Source organism: Halohasta sp. A2, assembly GCF_056175805.1.
Map to the genome: position 1 here is coordinate 1 of NZ_JAQFWV010000073.1, position 15,798 is coordinate 15,798.

Consider the following 15,798-nt stretch of genomic DNA (forward strand, 5'->3'; position numbering starts at 1 on the left):
AAATCCAACTCCGGGAACAGCAACGTCGAAGCAGCGCGACAGACCTGTTTTGCCTCAGTTGTCTCGACCATTTTTTGACCAACGCGGCCCAACGTCAAGAGGCTCAGCTAGGTTCGGCAACTACTGTAACGGGCGGGAGGTATAGTTTGACAATATCAACTTCAACGAACCGAGAGCAAACAGCAAAGAAGTTTTACGCGCAGATACAAATGGTAGCACAACTATTGTCGAGTCAAATGAATAACCTACGAAAATTCGAAGATCGTCGCCCACCCAGGAGACATCGATGAGCGACGGCGAAGCGCCACAGAGCGACTGGCAGTCGACGACGTGTATGCGGTGTGCGGTCGGCTGTGGGCTGCTCCAACGCGCCGACGAGACCGGACTCTCCGGTGCCACGGGCGACCCCGCCCACCCGACCAACAGCGGGGCCGACTGCCAGCGCGGCATCGGCGAAACGGTCGACCCAGGCGGCGAGCGGCTGACTCAGCCGTTGGTTCGGCGTGGCGGTCGACTCGCCCCGACTGACTGGGACACGGCGCTCGGCGTCGTCGCCACGCGGTTTATCGAGGCGCTTCGCAGCGACACCGGCAACATCGCCGTGCTGGGCAGCGGCCAGCAGACCAACGAGGCGGCCTACGCGCTCGGCAAGGTGGCCCGCGGCGGGTTCGGCACACCGTACTACGACGCGAACACCGGGCTCTGTATGGCCTCGGCCGTGATGGCGTACGACCAAGCCTTCGGCGGCAACGCCCCGCCGCCGACGTACAACGACATTCCCGACGCCAACACCCACCTCGTCTGGGGGGCCAACCCTGCGACGGCCCACCCGGTACTATATAATTGGATCGCCCAGAGCGCGAGCGACGACGATTCTCGCCTCCTGGTCGTCGACCCCGTCAGAAGCCAGACCGCCAGCGAGGCCGACCTGCACGTCCAGCCCGAACCCGGGACCGACCTCGCGCTGGCACGAGCGGTGTTGGCCCAGTGTCTCGATTCGGGCGCGATCGACACCGCGTTCGTCGAGCGCTACACCACGGGGTTCGACCGAATGGTCGACTCGCTGGTCGACGTCGAAACCGCAGCCGAGACCGCCAGCGTCGCAGTCGACCAGATCGAAGAACTCGCCGAGGCGCTCGTCGACCCGACGCTGATTTACTGGGGGATGGGTGTCAACCAGAACGTTCAGGGAACCGCAACGGCACGAGCACTCATTGATCTCTGTCTGGCGACCGGCAATCTCGAACCCGGCAGTGGCCCCTTTTCGCTCACTGGCCAAGCCAACTCGATGGGCAACCGCGTCTGTTCGTCGACAGAGACCTGGCCCGGCCACCAGCCGTTCGCCGATTCGGACACACGAAAGCGAATTGCCTCGCTGTGGGGGGTGCCGTTCAGTCGACTGCCCGAGTCGTCGGGCCGCGGGTTCGTCCGGATTATTGACGCGCTCCCCCGGGGCAAGATCGACGTCTGTTGGACCGTTGCGACGAATCCGGCCGCAGGGATGCCGGATTCGAGCCACGTCAAGAGCGTGCTCGACGACGCGTTTCTCGTGGTCCAAGACTCGTTTTACTCGGAGACCGTCGACTGTGCGGATGTGGTGCTGCCGGCGGCGACGTGGGGCGAATCCGAGGGAACGGCGATGAACATGGAGCGGCGTGTCTCCAGAGTCCGTGCAGCGACCAAGCCGCCGGGGCTCGTCAAGCAGGACCTCGACATCATCGCCACCATCGGCAACCGAATCGAAACCGGACTGTTCGACGAGCTGCCGCTCGACCCACGGACGGTGTTCGACGAACTCCGCGAGGTGACTGCTGGAACCGTGGCCGACCTCTCGGGTATTTCCTATAACCGCCTCGAAGCCGAACGCGCCGTCCGCTGGCCCGCACCCGACGCCGAGACACAGGGTGGCTACCAGTACTACGGTGACGGTCGGTGGTTGTTCGACACCGACTCGGGGCGCGCCCGGTTTTCGACAGGCAGCCACAGCACGCTCGCCGAGCCGGTCGACGACGAGTACCCACTGACGCTGACGACCGGTGGGTCGACCGGGATTTACAATACGGGCGTCAGAAGCCGCCTGAGCGACGGCGGACTGCCCACCGCCCGGCTCAATCCGACGACCGTCGCCGACCGCCTGGCGATGTTCGACCGCGGTCGAACCGTGATCGAGTCGCGCCGGGGGCAGGTCACCGTCGACGTCGACACTGACGAGGCGATCCCGCCGGGGATCGTCTGGCTCCCGATCCACCATCCGGCGGTCAACCAGTTGACGATTGCGACGCTCGACCCACAGTCCGACGAGCCGAATTACAAGCAATGTGCGGTCGACCTCCGTGCGCCGACACCGTCTGACCTGCTGGCCGAAAACGAGCATGTCGCCGAAACAGTCGACAGCTGACGCCCACCCTGTCGAGGCGCAGGTTCCCAGAGAGACCCGGTAGGTCGACGGTAGTCTCTGATAGACTCGGCGGCTATACGCGCATTTTCTCTGCAGCACAACCACTATTCGACGTAGTAACACGGTGAGTTTTGATTGTATGCGTCCGCTTGTGTTCGATTGTACAGTTTCAAAACGTGAGCCTACCACCGGTGAACGACGTGTTTTCTCCATCTATAAGGAACGTTGTTCACTGATTGCGGCGAAAACGAGTTGCTATTTTCTATATTCACGGGCTGTTCTTGTCGTTTGTTTATTTCAATTGTTTAATACTGGAATATAATTTTGGATGTCCGCCGAACCAGTATTCGTCCACTACTATATCGCCAACTTCGACATTTGACAAGCGTTTAGCTTATTGACCACCCATATGTATGTGCCAAGTGTACTAAACAACATGATTGGGGTACTATCATCACGGTTCATACTTGAATCTTGCAGTGGATTGGCGAAACACGTGTCGACTTCGAACCAAGTCGCGAACCAACCTGGACGCTCCAAATCACGACTGATCGGTGGTGAGAGCCAATGAGTCTCCCATACGGCAAGTGGCGAACCCTGGCGTTGTCGACGATAATGTTCAACCTCGGGTTCGTGATCTGGTTTTCCTTCGCGCCCTTTACGGGATCGATCGCCGACGAGTTCGGCCTGTCAGTCGCCGATCTCGGCATCGTCGCCAGTGCGGCGATCGTCGCGGTCCCGCTCGGTCGAATCATCGTCGGTCCGCTCACCGACAAGTACGGCGCGGACGTGACCGGCTCGATCACGATGCTAATCGTCGGGACGTTCGCGATTATCAGCGCGTTCGCTCAGACGTACGAGGTGTTCACCGCCTCGCGGATCATCGCGTCACTGGCAGGAATCACGTTCGTGATCGGCATCCAGCACGTTTCCGAGTGGTTCGAAGAAGAGGAACTGGGGACCGCCGAGGGCGTTTTCGCTGGCATCGGCAACGCGGGTGCAGGTCTGGGAGCCTACTTCACGCTTCCACGCATCTTCACCGACGGCTACGCGGACCCCATCTTCGGGACCGGCTTTCTGGCGACCTCGAGCAGCTGGCGGGCCGCCTTCTTCTACACAGGTGTGCTCGCGCTGTTCGTCGGCGTCGCCTACTACTTCTTTACCGAACCGGCCAAAAGCGAGGCCAAACGCGAGTCGACCAAAGCTGGCATCACGTTCGCCCAGTGGAAGTTCATTGCGACCCGCTACGGCGCGGTGGTGCTGTCAGTCGCCTACGTCATGAGCTTCGGCTTGGAGCTGGCGATGAACGGCTGGCTCGGCACCTACTACCGCGAGGCGTTCGGTCAGGGTGACGTGGTGATCGCGGCGACGTTTGCGGCGACGTTCTCGGTTGCTGCGGGCTTGCTTCGGCCGCTCGGTGGCTACATCAGCGACGTGGTCATGCGCAAAGAGCTGAACATCCTGCCGTGGTTCGAAGGCGAGTACCGCAACCAGTGGACGTTCGTCACGCTGGTGTTCATCATGGTGATGATGTTCGCGATGACCGCCGCCGGACTCACCGGCAACATCTACATTGCGGTCGTCACCGGCTTCCTCGTCGGCACTGGCTGTGCGTTCGCCGAAGGAGCCATCTTCGCGCAGGTGCCCGCGATGTTTCCCGACAACTCCGGAACGGTCGCCGGCATCGTCGGCGGCATCGGGACTGTCGGTGGCGTGGTCTACCCGCTGGCGTTTTCGGCTGCCTTCCTCCCGAACCTCCATCTGGGCTACTCGATCGTCGCCGCCTCGATGATTCCGATTATCGCGCTCACGGCGTGGGTGTTCCAGCCCCACATCGCCGCGCGCGCGAACGACGACGGCTGGATCGTCTCCGGCAAACGGCCCTCGAAAGCTGGCACGCCGAGCGACGACTGACCACTAGACAGCCCTGTCGACCGACTTCCTTTTTATACTGATCCACCACCGCGAGTGGTGAGTATCCGTTACCGTTCGGAAAGTACGCTTTTTCGCCCGTCGGTCGACCGGTCGACTATGCCCGAGGATCCCGACGATACCGTCGTCGATGATCAGACGGTGACCGAAGCAGCCGAACACCGCCAGTCCGAGCACGCCGACACCGTGACAGACATGATCGGCGACGAGGCCGCGGGACTGCTCGAAGACCGGACGTATCCGACGACAAGCGAGGAACTGGCCCAAGAGTACGCGACCGAGCCGATCGACCTGCCGAACGAGACCGAGTCGCTCGCAAGCGTGTTCGACCGACTCCCGAACCAGAAGTACGCGACGGCCGCCGAGGCCCAGCAGGCCGCCGCCGAGGCGATAGAGTCGACCGAGACGACCGCGGACAGTACAGACCAGTCAGTCGACACCACGGAAGCACCGGTCGATTCGACAGCGCAGACGGTCGGCTCCACCGAGCCACCATTCGACGATCGCGATGAGTGACGGAAACTAGATGTCGGCGGTCGTGAGATACGGCTCCCAAACCGTATTACCGTCGGGAACGACAATTTGCATCGGTAGGCCACGGTCGTCGACCGGGGCGTCGGCGGGGAGCGATTCGAGCGACTCGCTGGCGGCCGCACACAACACCAGCGCGTCGACGATGTCGTCGCGGGCAACCTGCGTGAAGTAGTACGCCTCACAGGCGTCTTTATATACTGCCTCCCAGCCATCCAGGGTCCGGTCGAGCACGGCGAACCGGGCTGCACGTCCGGTCGGACTCGATTTCGGGTGAGCGATCGGATAGCCAGAGTTGAGCGCCGCAAAACAGCACTCGGGGTGACTCTCGTAGACGTCGACCGCTGGTAACTGTTCGCGCAGAAGGGCGTCGACGGCCGCGATTTTGCCGGTGATGTTCCAGGTCTGTCGCGAGATACTCGATCCGAGCTGTTCGCGCTGCAACTCGCTGGCTCGCTCGTAGCTGGCGGTCTCTCCGGCCTCCTGTCGATACTCGACGACTGCCCGGCAGGGGGCCGAAAACACCGACACGCCGCGGATACCGAGGCGCTCGCGAGCCAGGCTGTCGCACTCGCGAGCAGCCGACGATTCGAGCCCGATCGGAATGTCGACCAACAACCGATCTGCCCCGGCGTGGTCTGCGAACAACGCCGTGAGATCTTTATATAGTTCGTGGTGCAGTTCTCGGTCGCCGCCCGTCGACCAGACTGCGAACCAGCCGCCGCTACAGCCGTCGACGCCGACGACACGGCCCGTCGGCTCGGTAGCGAGTCGCTGCTGGTTACTCATTTCGTGCGTTTTCGTCGTCGACTGGGCTCTCGGTTGCGTGTGGTGACATCGGTGTTACGTGGTTGCGACATTGTCCGCGTATTGATATATGGGTTCGGTCCCTATCCAACTCGTATGAGCGACGAAACCCCCGTCACCGCCAAGCGGCCCGACAGCGCGATTCGCGTTACGGGCACCGATCACATCTCGATTATCGGCAGCAACGAGGCCGACACGGTCGAATTCTACCGCGACGTACTCGGGATGCCGCTGGTGTTGCGCCAGCCGAACCTCGACGACCCCTCGATGACACACCTGTTTTTCGACTCGGGCGACGGTCGGATGGTGACGTTCTTCGTCTCCGAGCAACCCTCGAACCGCGGCGGCCAGCGACCCGGTGTCGGCGCGGTTCATCATCTGGCATTCTCAGTCGACGCCGAGCGGTTCGCCGAGACCAAAGCCGCTCTCGATGACGAAGGCATCCGCTACAACGAGTTCGACCGGGGAGCGTTCCACTCGCTGTACACCACCGACCACAACGGCCTCGTGATCGAGTTGGCGACCGACAAGTACGACATTCCCGACGAGCGCCGCGGCGAGGCGCTGGCGACCGCCCAGCGGATTCGGGTCGCGGCGGGAGCCTCATACGTCGAAGACGAACACCTCGCGGCGGCGCTCGACGAACTCGGAATAGAAACTGACCCGGTCGACCTCGGAGTCGCGGACTCCGGTGTCGGAGGTGTATAAATGGCCAACCGCGACGGAACGCCCAGCGAGTTCGGCTCGGCCTACCGGCTGTTGTCGACCGCTGTCACCCCGCGGCCGATCGGCTGGATCAGTACGACGAGCCCCGAAGGCGTCGACAACCTCGCGCCGTACAGCTTTTTTAATGTGGTTGCAGTCGACCCACCGGTCGTCATGTTCGCGCCGGTCGGCAGCAGCGATCTCAAAGACACGCCGCGGAACATCGAGCAAACAGAGCAGTTCGTCGTGAACACGGTGACGCGGGATCTCGTCAAACGAATGAACGCCACGAGCGCGACGCTTCCGTCCGGCGAAAGCGAGTTCGATCACGTGGGTATCGAGCGCGCAGCCTCAAAAGTGGTCGACCCACCGCGCGTTGCCGCCGCGAAGGTCGCCTTCGAGTGCGAACTCTACGACTGGATCGAGATCGGCGGGAGCGTCCTGATTTTGGGGGAGGTGGTCCACGCCCACGTCGACGAGAGCGTGCTCACCGATGGGAAGGTCGACATCGACAAACTGGATACGGTGGGTCGACTTGCGGGGAGTCAGTACGCGTCGACCGCAGAACGGTTTTCGATCGATCGACCAAACTGACCGTAAATCAGAATATTCATTTGTTTGATTACTGAATAGTGGACTGTCAATGGTTGAAACACCAACACGTCGACGACTCCTTGGAACAGTTGGAACGATAGCTGCCGTCTCAGTTGCAGGGTGTACTGGCGGTGGGTCTGAAGACGAACAGTCGGACGAAAGTGAGGACGACGAATCGGGAGAGGGCTAAGACGAGGGACTCCCGGCATTCGACGAGGATGCTGCGGCTTCGTTCGTGCTGCCCGAAGACGACCAAGAGGCCGCCAACGGTCTCCAGGTCCGAATGGAGGCCGAAAACTTCGAAATCGAAGAGGCTGGCGAACCCAGCGAGAACACGGGCCACTGGCACATCCTCGTCGACACTGACCCGATCGAGGAGGGCGAAACCATCCCCGACGATGACCAGCACCTCCACTTCGGCGACGGCAGTGAACAAACCGTTCTCGACCTCGAAGCGGGCGAACACGACCTCGTCTTGCAACCGGGTGACGGCCAGCATAACGCCTACCCGCTTACTGACGAGGCAACCGTCGAAGTCGTCGAGTCGTCGGTCTCGTTTGCCGATCTCGAAGACGGTGATACCGTCGAGAGTCCGGTCGAGGTGACCCTCGAAGCCAGTGACAACCTCACGGTTGAGGAGGCTGGCGAGATCAATCAGAGTGCGGGCCACTGGCACGTCCTAGTCGACACCGAAGCCGTCGAAGCAGGCGAAACGATTCCTGATGACGACCAACATCGGCACTTCGGAGGTGGCTCGTCGACCGTCGAACTCGACCTCGAAGCGGGTGAACACGATCTCGTCTTGCAGATGGGCAACGGCATCCACCAGGCGCTTCCCGAAACCGACGAAATCACCGTCACCGTCGAGTAGCTGACCGAACCACCCTGACTATCAGTCGCTGTATTTTCGGCCGTGTGTTTTTGTAGCCACAGCCAACAGGTCGGGTATGATACGGGTTTCGGGCCTACGGAAGACGTACGGCGATTTTGCGGCCGTGGTCGACAGCTCGTTCGAGGTCGAATCGGGCGAGATTTTTGGCGTTGTTGGCCCGAACGGTGCGGGCAAGACCACGACATTGAAGATGCTCGCGGGGCTGATCGAGCCGACCGCTGGCAGCGCCACCGTCGCTGGCTTCGACGCCGAGAATCCGGAGATGCGCCATCGACTCGGCTTTCTCCCCGAAGAGTCGCCGTTGTACGAGGATATGACGCCGACCTCCTATCTCCATTTTTTCGCCGATCTGTACGACGTCCGGCGGTCGACGGCCACTGACCGAATCACCGAAACGCTGGACCGACTCGAACTGGAGTACCGAGACCGGCGCATCGGCGATATGTCCAAAGGGATGAAACGAAAGGTCGCCATCGCCCGATCACTCATCAACGATCCCGAGGTCCTCATTTATGACGAGCCAGCAAGCGGACTCGATCCCCTGACGACGAACTCGGTGCTCGAATTCACCCGCGAGCTTCGTGACGACGACAAAACGGTAATCTTCAGCGCTCACAACCTTTACCACGTCGAGAGCGTCTGCGACCGGATCATCATTATGAACGAAGGGCGGATCATTGCCCGTGGCAGCGTCGACGAAATCCGCAACGAGTACGGCGAGACGAGCTATCACGTCTATACAGACGTCGACCTTCCGGCGACTGAGCCGACGACCGATGGTCGACGCCGGGCGATTGTCGACTCGATGGCCAACGTTGAGGCCCTGCAGGATGCCGCCGACGCCGCCGGTGGTTCAGTGGTCGACATCCGGACCCACGAGCCCAGTCTCGAAGATATCTTCTTGGATCTCACGGGTCGACAGATGGCCAGCCCCCGAACCGCCGCAGCGACCGATCCAGCGTTGGCCACCCATCCGACCGCGTCAGCGACCGAAGAACCGACCGACTCAGCCGAACCGGAGGGCCCGCGGTGAAACGCCGAACACGCCTCCGTCGCATCTGGCGGATCGCACGGTGGGAGTTCAGTCTCGGCTCGACCAGCCTCGATCGGCAGACCCTTTTTGCGGCGGTAGCACTGGTGGTGCTCGCCGGCAGCATCGCGGGTGTCGGCCTGGCGCTCGGAGCAGACGGCCTCTCGCCGAGCCAGGACATCTATCGCGTCGGCGTCGACAGCGAGAGCCCCTACTACGACGTCGTCGAGAGCAACACCGCGTTGACGCCTCGTGAACCCGACCCGGCACTCTTAGAGCGCGGTGAGATCGATCTGCTCGTCTCACCGGATGCCACGAGCGGGACGATTACACTCATAGCTGACGACGAAAGTGAAGGCGGATTGAGAGAGACGGAGTCGACCGACGAGTCGACGGTCGCCGTTGAGTACGCCCGTACCGACAAGGGTACGGCGGCACTGGTCGCCTTCCGGTCGGCGGTCCAGGGCTACAACGACCGCGCGATGGCGCTCGAATCCAACGAGACGGCGGCCTACCCGGTGTCGGTCCGACTCCGCTATCTAGCCCAGGAGACGTTCGTCGCCAACGGCCAGGACTCGACCGATACCGGCAGCCAGTCCAGTACTGATGCGACAACAGACGATCCCGAAAGTGGGTCTGGGGAATCGACCGGGTCAGACACCGACGAGTCGTCGAGCAGCACTGACGACGGAGCGAGCGACACAGGTGAGGACGGCTCGTCCCAACAGGAAAGCGACGTCGACCGCGAGAGCGCGAATCTGGACGGTTCCGACGGTGGAGGCAGCGGTGGGTCGCTGTTCGACCGGATTCTCGGTGGCGGTTCGGCCAGCGGCTCGCCCGCCGAGATCAGCCCTCCGTTCCCGTTTAGTTCGCTTGTGTTGGCGTTTATTTTTGTTGTGCCCCTGAACTTCATCATTCAGGCCTACAGCGGCTCGATTCTCAACGAGCGGATCAACCGGCGGGGCGAACTCCTGTTGGTCGCGCCGCTCGGTCGACTCGACATTGTCGCCGGCAAAACGCTCCCGTATTTCGCGGCCGCGATGGTCGCCATCGTCGCGATCAGTCTCGGTGTGGGGGGTGGTGCGCTGTCGGTGGCAGCAGTGCTGCCGGTCGCGCTCGCGTTTTTATCGGCGAGTTTCGTCGGCGCGATGTTCGCTCGCTCATTTAAAGAGCTGACGTTCGTGACAGTCACCGTGTCAGTGTTCCTGACAACGTACGTGTTCGTGCCGGCGATCTTCACCAACGTGACACCGATCGCGCTCATCTCGCCGCTCACGCTGGTCGTAATGGAACTCCAGGGCGAGGCCGTCGACCTCGGGGCGTACGTGTTCGCAACTGCGCCCTTCTTCATCGGCTCGGTGATCCTCTTTCTGCTCGGTGTCGGCGTCTACCGCGAAGAGGACATGTTCACGCAGAAACCCGTCCCGCTCAAGTTCCTTGACGCGCTCGATGCCCGGCTCCGCGGGCGAAAATCCGTCGCGGTCGTCTCGATGCTGACGATTCCGTTCGTCTTTATCGCCGAACTGTTGGCGATCGCCGTGCTGTTCGTCGCGCCGATCGAGGTGTCGGTGCCCGTGATTCTCGTCGTGATCGCGGCCATCGAGGAAGTCGCCAAAAGCATCCACATCTTCGCCGGCTTCGAGAGCGACCGCTTCGATCGCTCGACGCGAACGGCGACCGTACTGGGCGCACTATCGGGCCTCGGCTTTTTTGTCGGCGAGAAGTTCACGGCGATCGCTCAGGTAGTTGGCCTGCCTGATATCGCACTCGGGGAGGCGGCGCTGACACCCTCGGGAGTCACACCGACCACGACGGTGGCACTACTGTTTGCGCCGCTGGTGTTACACGCCGTGGCGTCGGCGATCGCCGCGCAGGGCGCAAAGCGGAATCTGCGCTCGTACCTCGTCGCACTGGTCGTGGCGACGGTGGTTCACGCCGCCTACAACCTCGGGGTGGTGAGCCTCTATGGATGACCGTGGGGCTCGAACGTGGCTCCGCAGCCAACGGCTCACGATTGCTGGCCGCGAGCTTTCGGTGTTGAGCCGCGAGAAGACGATCGTGCTCGCGCTGGCGATTCAGCTGTTCGTCGCTGGCTTCTCGGGCTTTCTGGTCGTCGGGCTCGTCTCGCTGTACGACCCCGGGAGCGTCGACGGCTACGGAATCGAGGCCGCCGTGACGGGCGACGCCGCCGACGAACTTCTGGCAGCGATCGATGACTCGGACGTCATCAGCGCCACCGAGTACGACTCGACCGACGAGGCGTTCGCGGCGTTCGACGAGGGACGTGCCCAGGTGGTGTTCGAAACATCGACCCAAGAAGATCGAATCGACGTGGTGCTGACTGCTCCAGAGGGATCAATAGAGACGACGCTCGTCGTCTCCGAAAGCCAGGAGGTGCTTCGAACGCTCGAACGCCAACAGCGCGCCGAACGGGCGGGCGACCTCACGGTGGTCCCCCTGGAGCTACCGGCCGACCAGGGCGGCAACCCCTACTATGATTTCACCTACACGGTACTCTTGCCACTGCTGGTCTTTTTGCCGGTGTTTATCAGTGGCTCGATCACCGTCGACTCGATTACCGAGGAGATCGACCGTGGCACGCTTGAACTGCTCAGGGTCGCGCCGGTCTCGCTGACGCAGATCGTCGACGGCAAGGCGCTGACGATGATCGCCATCGCGCCGATTCAGGTGATCGCGTGGCTCGGATTGCTCGCAGTCAATGGGGTGTCGATCGCCAACGTCGGCTGGCTGTTCGGGCTCGTAACGGCCGCAACGGTGCTCGTCGTTGCGTTCGCCGTGGCGATCTCGTTGCTGGCAGCCGACCGTCGATCGGCACAGTTGCTGTTCTCGATCGGCGTGCTCCTGGTGTTTGGGGCGGTTTCGGTACTGCCGTGGAGTCCGGCCAACACCGCCGCGCTGTTGGCGATCGACAGCGCCAGACCGTCGACGTTCATCGCCGTCGTGGGCTACCTGGCGGCGGCGCTCATCGCGGCCGCTGTTGTTCGGTGGCTCGCCGCGCAGGTCGACCCGAACGAGCTATAAATCGACCGAGCCGATCGAGTCGGTCGGTCGTTCTGCTACGACCGTTTATAAATAGGGTCGTCGACCAATCGAGGCACTCAGCACGGGTCTAGGTCAACACAGCGGTGTTGCCACGGGTGTCGACGAGTTCGGCGTCGACCGAATCGGCCAGCTCATCGGCCAGTTGATCGGTTTCGCTGGCTCCGCGGGCCGCCCGGAGGAACTTGACTTTGACCAGTTTTCGATCTTCGAGCTGCCTGCGGAGTTCCTCGGTCACGGCCTCGATGCCGCCTTTGCCCACCCAGACAGTGACATCGAGATCGTGGGCTTCTTTCCGAAGTTCGTGGTCTACCATACTCTCTAAAGCGGAGCGATCCGTTTCAACCTTTATATAATCCGCGTGGTCGTTGTTACTGGTTCGGCGGTGGGCTCACATAGATGAAGTAGCCGAACAGCCCGCCCGCGAGCACGAGATAGTAGACGAGCTGTGGCCAGCTGTCGGGCGCGTAGTTCCATGCCGCCGAGATCGTGAGGAAAATCAGCGTCGACATCACGACGTCTTCGATCAGGTTCGTCTCGTACTTTTGGAGTCGGCTCAACAGCGAGTTCGACCGGCTCACCACTAGTCCCCACCGACGACGGCTTCGATGTCTTCGTCAGTCGACTGCGGCTCGCCCCGATACAGCACAACGAGCAGCCCAGCCAATAGGAGTTCGAGGGTTTTCGAGGCCATATCCAGCGGCGTCGACAGCAGATGTTCGATGACGACGGTGGTCGCTGGCTCATCGTGGACGATCGGATCGGGAGCCCACGGCCAGAACAAGCCGCCATGGCCGCCGAAGGTATGCCAGAGGATATAACCGCCAAGGAACGCGCTCATGAGTCCGATTCCGGCGAGATAGATCTGGTCGGGATCACGGCCATCGAGGATCTGGGCAATACCGAAGAAGATGGCCACCCCGCTGGCGACGAACAGCAGCGGTCGTGGATCTGGAAACAGACCGGATTGCATCTGCGTAATTAGTCGCGGGAACCCCCAGTAGATGTGGATCGCCGCCACCGCGACCGCCAGCGCACCCGCCGCATACCGAAGGCCGGTCCGTGTCATACCGAACGTAATCGAACGAGGGTACTGAGCGTTTCGAAGATCGGCGATATGTGTCCGGTCGAATTCCGAGCTACCCTGCCGTGCGACATTATTTATACGATGATGGCAGCAACGAGTCCTAAGAGCCACCAATGGGACTTCGCGCAACGATCCGAAACCGACGCGCTGAGCAATCGGACGCCACGGAGGCGTCGGCGCACTCGGGTCGGTCGACGAACAGTTCACGCCATGGCGGGTCGTCCGCGCCGATCCTCGGCGTCGACCGCGCCGAGGAACACTTCGGGATGGATATCCCCAACCGCCGAACCCTACAGCGGTTGCGCATGCACGACGAGACCTACGGGGAGCGTGTGCACGAGTGGGTCGACGAGGGGATGCCGACCGACATCATGGGCAAAACGAACGACATGGCGGCGTTCCGCGATCGGCAGGCCGAGCGGCCGCCAGAAGTGCCGACGAATATCGAACGCCAGAACAAGCGGTCGGTGATGCGTAGCGAGAAAGCCGCCAGCGGACCGACTCGGGCCGGAGATGCTGGAGTTCCGGAGCCCGTGCGCGAAGTGATTTCTGCATCTGGTCGCTCACTCGATTCCTCGATTCAGCGTATCATGGAAGATCGGATGGGTGATTCGCTCGGCGACGTGCGGATTCACACTGATGCGTCGGCCGCCGCGGCCTGCGACTCAATCAATGCACGAGCGTTCACGGTGGGGAATCACATTGCGTTTAATCAGGGTGAGTATGACCCATCGAGTCCAGAGGGCCAGCACGTGCTCGCGCACGAGTTGACGCATGTGAGACAACAGACGGGCGGCGCGATCTCGATGCTCCCGCAGGAGGGCCTGGAGTTGGAGGTCGACCCCGATCCAGCCCTCGAACGTGAGGCCGAAGATGTCGCCCAGCAGGTGATGGAAGACGGTCCGGTGGTCGTCAACCGGCTTGGAACGGAGATGCACATCCAGCGGTCGACCCAATCACCATTTGGGAAAACCAGTCGACCGCAGAGAGCCGACGAGAGTCTCGATGCGACCGTCGACATGCTGACTAACGGCGGCGTCGACCTCGAAGAAGAGAGCCTCACAGAGGCGCTCGCCGATCTCGACCACACGTCCATCCTCAAGAAGATGCTCCTGAGCGGTCTCGAAACCAATTTCATCACCGGGATGCTTCTGACCGGCGTCGACGAAGTCCATGGACAACTCTCGGGACGAGATCCGACCCCCGAGGAGACGCTTCAAAGTCGACTCGGACAGGTCGAGTTTCCCAAACAGTGGATGGACGATCTCGAAGCGATGGGGCCGCCGGAGAGGTGGAAAACGGAACTCAAAGCATACGCCGAAGATGCGGTCGAAAGCACGATCGGATCTGGAGCAGATCCTACCGGTGTTAGAGGTGGAAACTAATGAAGGCAGATATTATTGGTGAAAACGAGTCGGGGATTGGTGTCGATATTGTCGACAACGATAGATGTATACATGAAATCTCAATCGAAAAAGAAAGCTGGGACATTGTTTATCACGAAGCAGATAACTATCCGGACGACCCAGCAGATCGCACCAAAGCGGGCAACGAACACGTCAATCAGGCCCGCCGGTTCGCCAAATACTGGGTCTACCGCCAGCGTGGCTACGACACGCTGAACGGCTGGCAAAACCCCGACCGAATCACGCTGGCAGCTATCGCGCTCAAAAAGCTCTCTCCGAGCGCGACCGAGGAGTATCTCGGCGACCTCTACCAGCAGTTCAGAAGCATCCGTGTTCGGTTAAGGATCGAAACCGACAGACGCCAGCGTCTTGATGAGGTTATATTCACAAACCGCGTAGAGAGAGGTTGTGCTACCTGAACTCTCTCCAACACTCATACGACGCCGACTGACTTCTCTCTTTCCTGAGGAGCTCGTCAAAGGCATCGCGCGCGAGCGCGATGCCGTCCAACGCCACCGAAAAATCGACATTACGATGCTCGTCTGGTCGCTCATCTTGGGTTTCGCCGTTGATGGCGAAACCCGCTCCATCGCCGCGTTTCAACGAGCTTACCAGACAGCGACAAACCAGAAGGTGTCTCGATCCAGCTTCTACGACCGATTTACACCCGAATTCCATAACCTCCTGAGCGATCTCCTCGCGCATGCGCTTGAGGAGATCGCGCCTCCTCACACAATTGTACCACAACTCACCCAGTTCCGCGATACGATGCTTGCCGATGCAACCGTTTTCAGGTTGCATCGGCTTCTGACTACGTTTCCAGCAACTCACGAGGAACAATCTGGTGCACAGCTGTTTCTGGTCTACAACATGACAAGGCGGACACTCTCACGGTTCAGCCTCACCGACGAACGAACACATGAAAGCAGCCAGTTCCGCACAGGGAACTGGCTGCGGGGGCGGCTGTTCTTGTTTGATCTCGGCTTTTACAGCTATCGTCGCTTCGCATTGATCGATGAGAACGACGGCTACTTCGTGAGTCGGTTGAAAACGAACGCGAATCCACGGATCGTCGGTGAGAGACGGAAATGGCACGGGCGCGCCATTTCCTTGACGGGGAGTCATCTCCAAGATCATCTCTCGAAACTCATGCGCAAGCACATCGATGTAACTGGTGAGTTCGATTTCAAGCGACGGCAGTATGGAAAAACGCGATCATCAGCTACGGTGGAGGTAGTTGGATAGCAGGTTTCTAATCGCAAGACAGCGTAGGGGTAGCTCAAAATTGTCATTTTGGAATGATGGACGTACGTCGACTAATATTTTCTAAGGCGAGTTTCTATTGACCAATCGTAA

At 61.0% G+C, this 15,798-nt stretch carries 16 protein-coding genes and 1 pseudogene; 13 read left to right on the forward strand and 4 right to left on the reverse strand.

The window, feature by feature from the left end; all coding sequences use genetic code 11:
* Nucleotides 1-286 precede the first annotated feature (286 nt).
* The 3 genes from nasA (at nt 287) to O2S87_RS15375 (ending at nt 4,846) form a co-directional block, all read left to right on the forward strand.
* A complete protein-coding gene (gene nasA, locus O2S87_RS15365) occupies nt 287-2,398 on the forward strand; it encodes an assimilatory nitrate reductase NasA (protein ID WP_475409651.1) in 2,112 nt (703 codons plus the stop codon).
* 567 nt (nt 2,399-2,965) lie between these two features.
* Entirely contained in the window at nt 2,966-4,312 is a 1,347-nt protein-coding gene (locus O2S87_RS15370) for an MFS transporter (RefSeq protein WP_475409652.1), read from the forward strand.
* A 117-nt stretch (nt 4,313-4,429) separates the two neighbouring features.
* Nucleotides 4,430-4,846, forward strand: coding sequence for a DUF5789 family protein (locus O2S87_RS15375; RefSeq protein WP_475409653.1), 417 nt, complete (start codon nt 4,430-4,432; stop codon nt 4,844-4,846).
* Nucleotides 4,847-4,852: 6 nt separating this feature from the next.
* Here the strand turns inward: O2S87_RS15375 and O2S87_RS15380 are convergent, their stop codons facing one another.
* Nucleotides 4,853-5,650: a DUF429 domain-containing protein gene (locus O2S87_RS15380; RefSeq protein WP_475409654.1), complete on the reverse strand. Its 798-nt coding sequence runs from the start codon at nt 5,648-5,650 to the stop codon at nt 4,853-4,855.
* Between the two features lie 114 nt (nt 5,651-5,764).
* On the opposite strand from O2S87_RS15380, the gene O2S87_RS15385 reads away from it, so the two are divergent.
* The 7 genes from O2S87_RS15385 (at nt 5,765) to O2S87_RS15415 (ending at nt 11,931) form a co-directional block, all read left to right on the forward strand.
* Nucleotides 5,765-6,376 carry a VOC family protein gene (locus tag O2S87_RS15385; protein WP_475409655.1) on the forward strand — a complete coding sequence of 204 codons (612 nt, stop codon included), beginning with the start codon at nt 5,765-5,767 and terminating at the stop codon, nt 6,374-6,376.
* The gene (locus O2S87_RS15390; protein WP_475409656.1) at nt 6,377-6,967 is read left to right on the forward strand and encodes a flavin reductase family protein; all 591 of its coding nucleotides are present in this window, start codon (nt 6,377-6,379) and stop codon (nt 6,965-6,967) included.
* Between the two features lie 49 nt (nt 6,968-7,016).
* On the forward strand, nt 7,017-7,157 hold the full coding sequence (locus tag O2S87_RS15395; RefSeq protein ID WP_475409657.1) for a hypothetical protein: 141 nt from the start codon (nt 7,017-7,019) through the stop codon (nt 7,155-7,157).
* 45 nt (nt 7,158-7,202) lie between these two features.
* Nucleotides 7,203-7,838 carry a DUF4399 domain-containing protein gene (locus tag O2S87_RS15400; RefSeq protein ID WP_475409658.1) on the forward strand — a complete coding sequence of 212 codons (636 nt, stop codon included), beginning with the start codon at nt 7,203-7,205 and terminating at the stop codon, nt 7,836-7,838.
* A gap of 76 nt (nt 7,839-7,914) precedes the next feature.
* Nucleotides 7,915-8,892 (forward strand): ABC transporter ATP-binding protein, encoded by a 978-nt coding sequence (locus tag O2S87_RS15405; protein ID WP_475409659.1) that lies wholly within the window; start codon nt 7,915-7,917, stop codon nt 8,890-8,892.
* Nucleotides 8,889-10,862, forward strand: coding sequence for a PrsW family intramembrane metalloprotease (locus tag O2S87_RS15410; RefSeq protein WP_475409660.1), 1,974 nt, complete (start codon nt 8,889-8,891; stop codon nt 10,860-10,862). The genes O2S87_RS15405 and O2S87_RS15410 overlap by 4 nt, the downstream gene beginning before the upstream one ends.
* Complete coding sequence (locus O2S87_RS15415; RefSeq protein WP_475409661.1) at nt 10,855-11,931, forward strand: ABC transporter permease; 1,077 nt, start codon at nt 10,855-10,857, stop codon at nt 11,929-11,931. Before O2S87_RS15410 ends, O2S87_RS15415 begins: the two co-directional genes overlap by 8 nt.
* An 88-nt stretch (nt 11,932-12,019) precedes the next feature.
* Here O2S87_RS15415 and O2S87_RS15420 read toward each other — a convergent pair whose 3' ends face one another.
* The 3 genes from O2S87_RS15420 to O2S87_RS15430 are packed head-to-tail and all read right to left on the reverse strand — an operon-like array spanning nt 12,020 to nt 13,018.
* The gene (locus O2S87_RS15420) at nt 12,020-12,265 is read right to left on the reverse strand and encodes a YhbY family RNA-binding protein (protein WP_475409662.1); all 246 of its coding nucleotides are present in this window, start codon (nt 12,263-12,265) and stop codon (nt 12,020-12,022) included.
* A 55-nt stretch (nt 12,266-12,320) separates the two neighbouring features.
* Nucleotides 12,321-12,530: a DUF8119 family protein gene (locus O2S87_RS15425; RefSeq protein WP_475409663.1), complete on the reverse strand. Its 210-nt coding sequence runs from the start codon at nt 12,528-12,530 to the stop codon at nt 12,321-12,323.
* A 2-nt stretch (nt 12,531-12,532) separates the two neighbouring features.
* Complete coding sequence (locus O2S87_RS15430; RefSeq protein WP_475409664.1) at nt 12,533-13,018, reverse strand: hypothetical protein; 486 nt, start codon at nt 13,016-13,018, stop codon at nt 12,533-12,535.
* 131 nt (nt 13,019-13,149) lie between these two features.
* Between O2S87_RS15430 and O2S87_RS15435 the strand changes: the two genes are divergently transcribed.
* The 3 genes and pseudogenes from O2S87_RS15435 to O2S87_RS15445 all read left to right on the forward strand — a co-directional run.
* Nucleotides 13,150-14,421: an eCIS core domain-containing protein gene (locus O2S87_RS15435; protein WP_475409665.1), complete on the forward strand. Its 1,272-nt coding sequence runs from the start codon at nt 13,150-13,152 to the stop codon at nt 14,419-14,421.
* Nucleotides 14,421-14,861, forward strand: a complete 441-nt coding sequence (locus O2S87_RS15440) for a DUF7958 family protein (protein WP_475409666.1) — start codon at nt 14,421-14,423, stop codon at nt 14,859-14,861. Before O2S87_RS15435 ends, O2S87_RS15440 begins: the two co-directional genes overlap by 1 nt.
* A pseudogene (locus O2S87_RS15445) lies at nt 14,851-15,684 on the forward strand (IS4 family transposase); the annotation flags it as partial. The gene O2S87_RS15440 and the pseudogene O2S87_RS15445, both read left to right, overlap by 11 nt.
* Nucleotides 15,685-15,798 lie beyond the last annotated feature (114 nt).

Bases quoted from the DNA above. Each gene is read 5' to 3' on its own strand.
- O2S87_RS15420 (WP_475409662.1), bottom strand. From the start codon at position 12,265: ATGGTAGACCACGAACTTCGGAAAGAAGCCCACGATCTCGATGTCACT.
- O2S87_RS15440 (WP_475409666.1), top strand. From the start codon at position 14,421: ATGAAGGCAGATATTATTGGTGAAAACGAGTCGGGGATTGGTGTCGAT.
- O2S87_RS15435 (WP_475409665.1), top strand. From the start codon at position 13,150: ATGGGACTTCGCGCAACGATCCGAAACCGACGCGCTGAGCAATCGGAC.
- O2S87_RS15375 (WP_475409653.1), top strand. From the start codon at position 4,430: ATGCCCGAGGATCCCGACGATACCGTCGTCGATGATCAGACGGTGACC.
- O2S87_RS15430 (WP_475409664.1), bottom strand. From the start codon at position 13,018: ATGACACGGACCGGCCTTCGGTATGCGGCGGGTGCGCTGGCGGTCGCG.
- O2S87_RS15370 (WP_475409652.1), top strand. From the start codon at position 2,966: ATGAGTCTCCCATACGGCAAGTGGCGAACCCTGGCGTTGTCGACGATA.
- O2S87_RS15405 (WP_475409659.1), top strand. From the start codon at position 7,915: ATGATACGGGTTTCGGGCCTACGGAAGACGTACGGCGATTTTGCGGCC.
- O2S87_RS15415 (WP_475409661.1), top strand. From the start codon at position 10,855: ATGGATGACCGTGGGGCTCGAACGTGGCTCCGCAGCCAACGGCTCACG.
- O2S87_RS15385 (WP_475409655.1), top strand. From the start codon at position 5,765: ATGAGCGACGAAACCCCCGTCACCGCCAAGCGGCCCGACAGCGCGATT.
- O2S87_RS15395 (WP_475409657.1), top strand. From the start codon at position 7,017: ATGGTTGAAACACCAACACGTCGACGACTCCTTGGAACAGTTGGAACG.
- nasA (WP_475409651.1), top strand. From the start codon at position 287: ATGAGCGACGGCGAAGCGCCACAGAGCGACTGGCAGTCGACGACGTGT.
- O2S87_RS15390 (WP_475409656.1), top strand. From the start codon at position 6,377: ATGGCCAACCGCGACGGAACGCCCAGCGAGTTCGGCTCGGCCTACCGG.
- O2S87_RS15380 (WP_475409654.1), bottom strand. From the start codon at position 5,650: ATGAGTAACCAGCAGCGACTCGCTACCGAGCCGACGGGCCGTGTCGTC.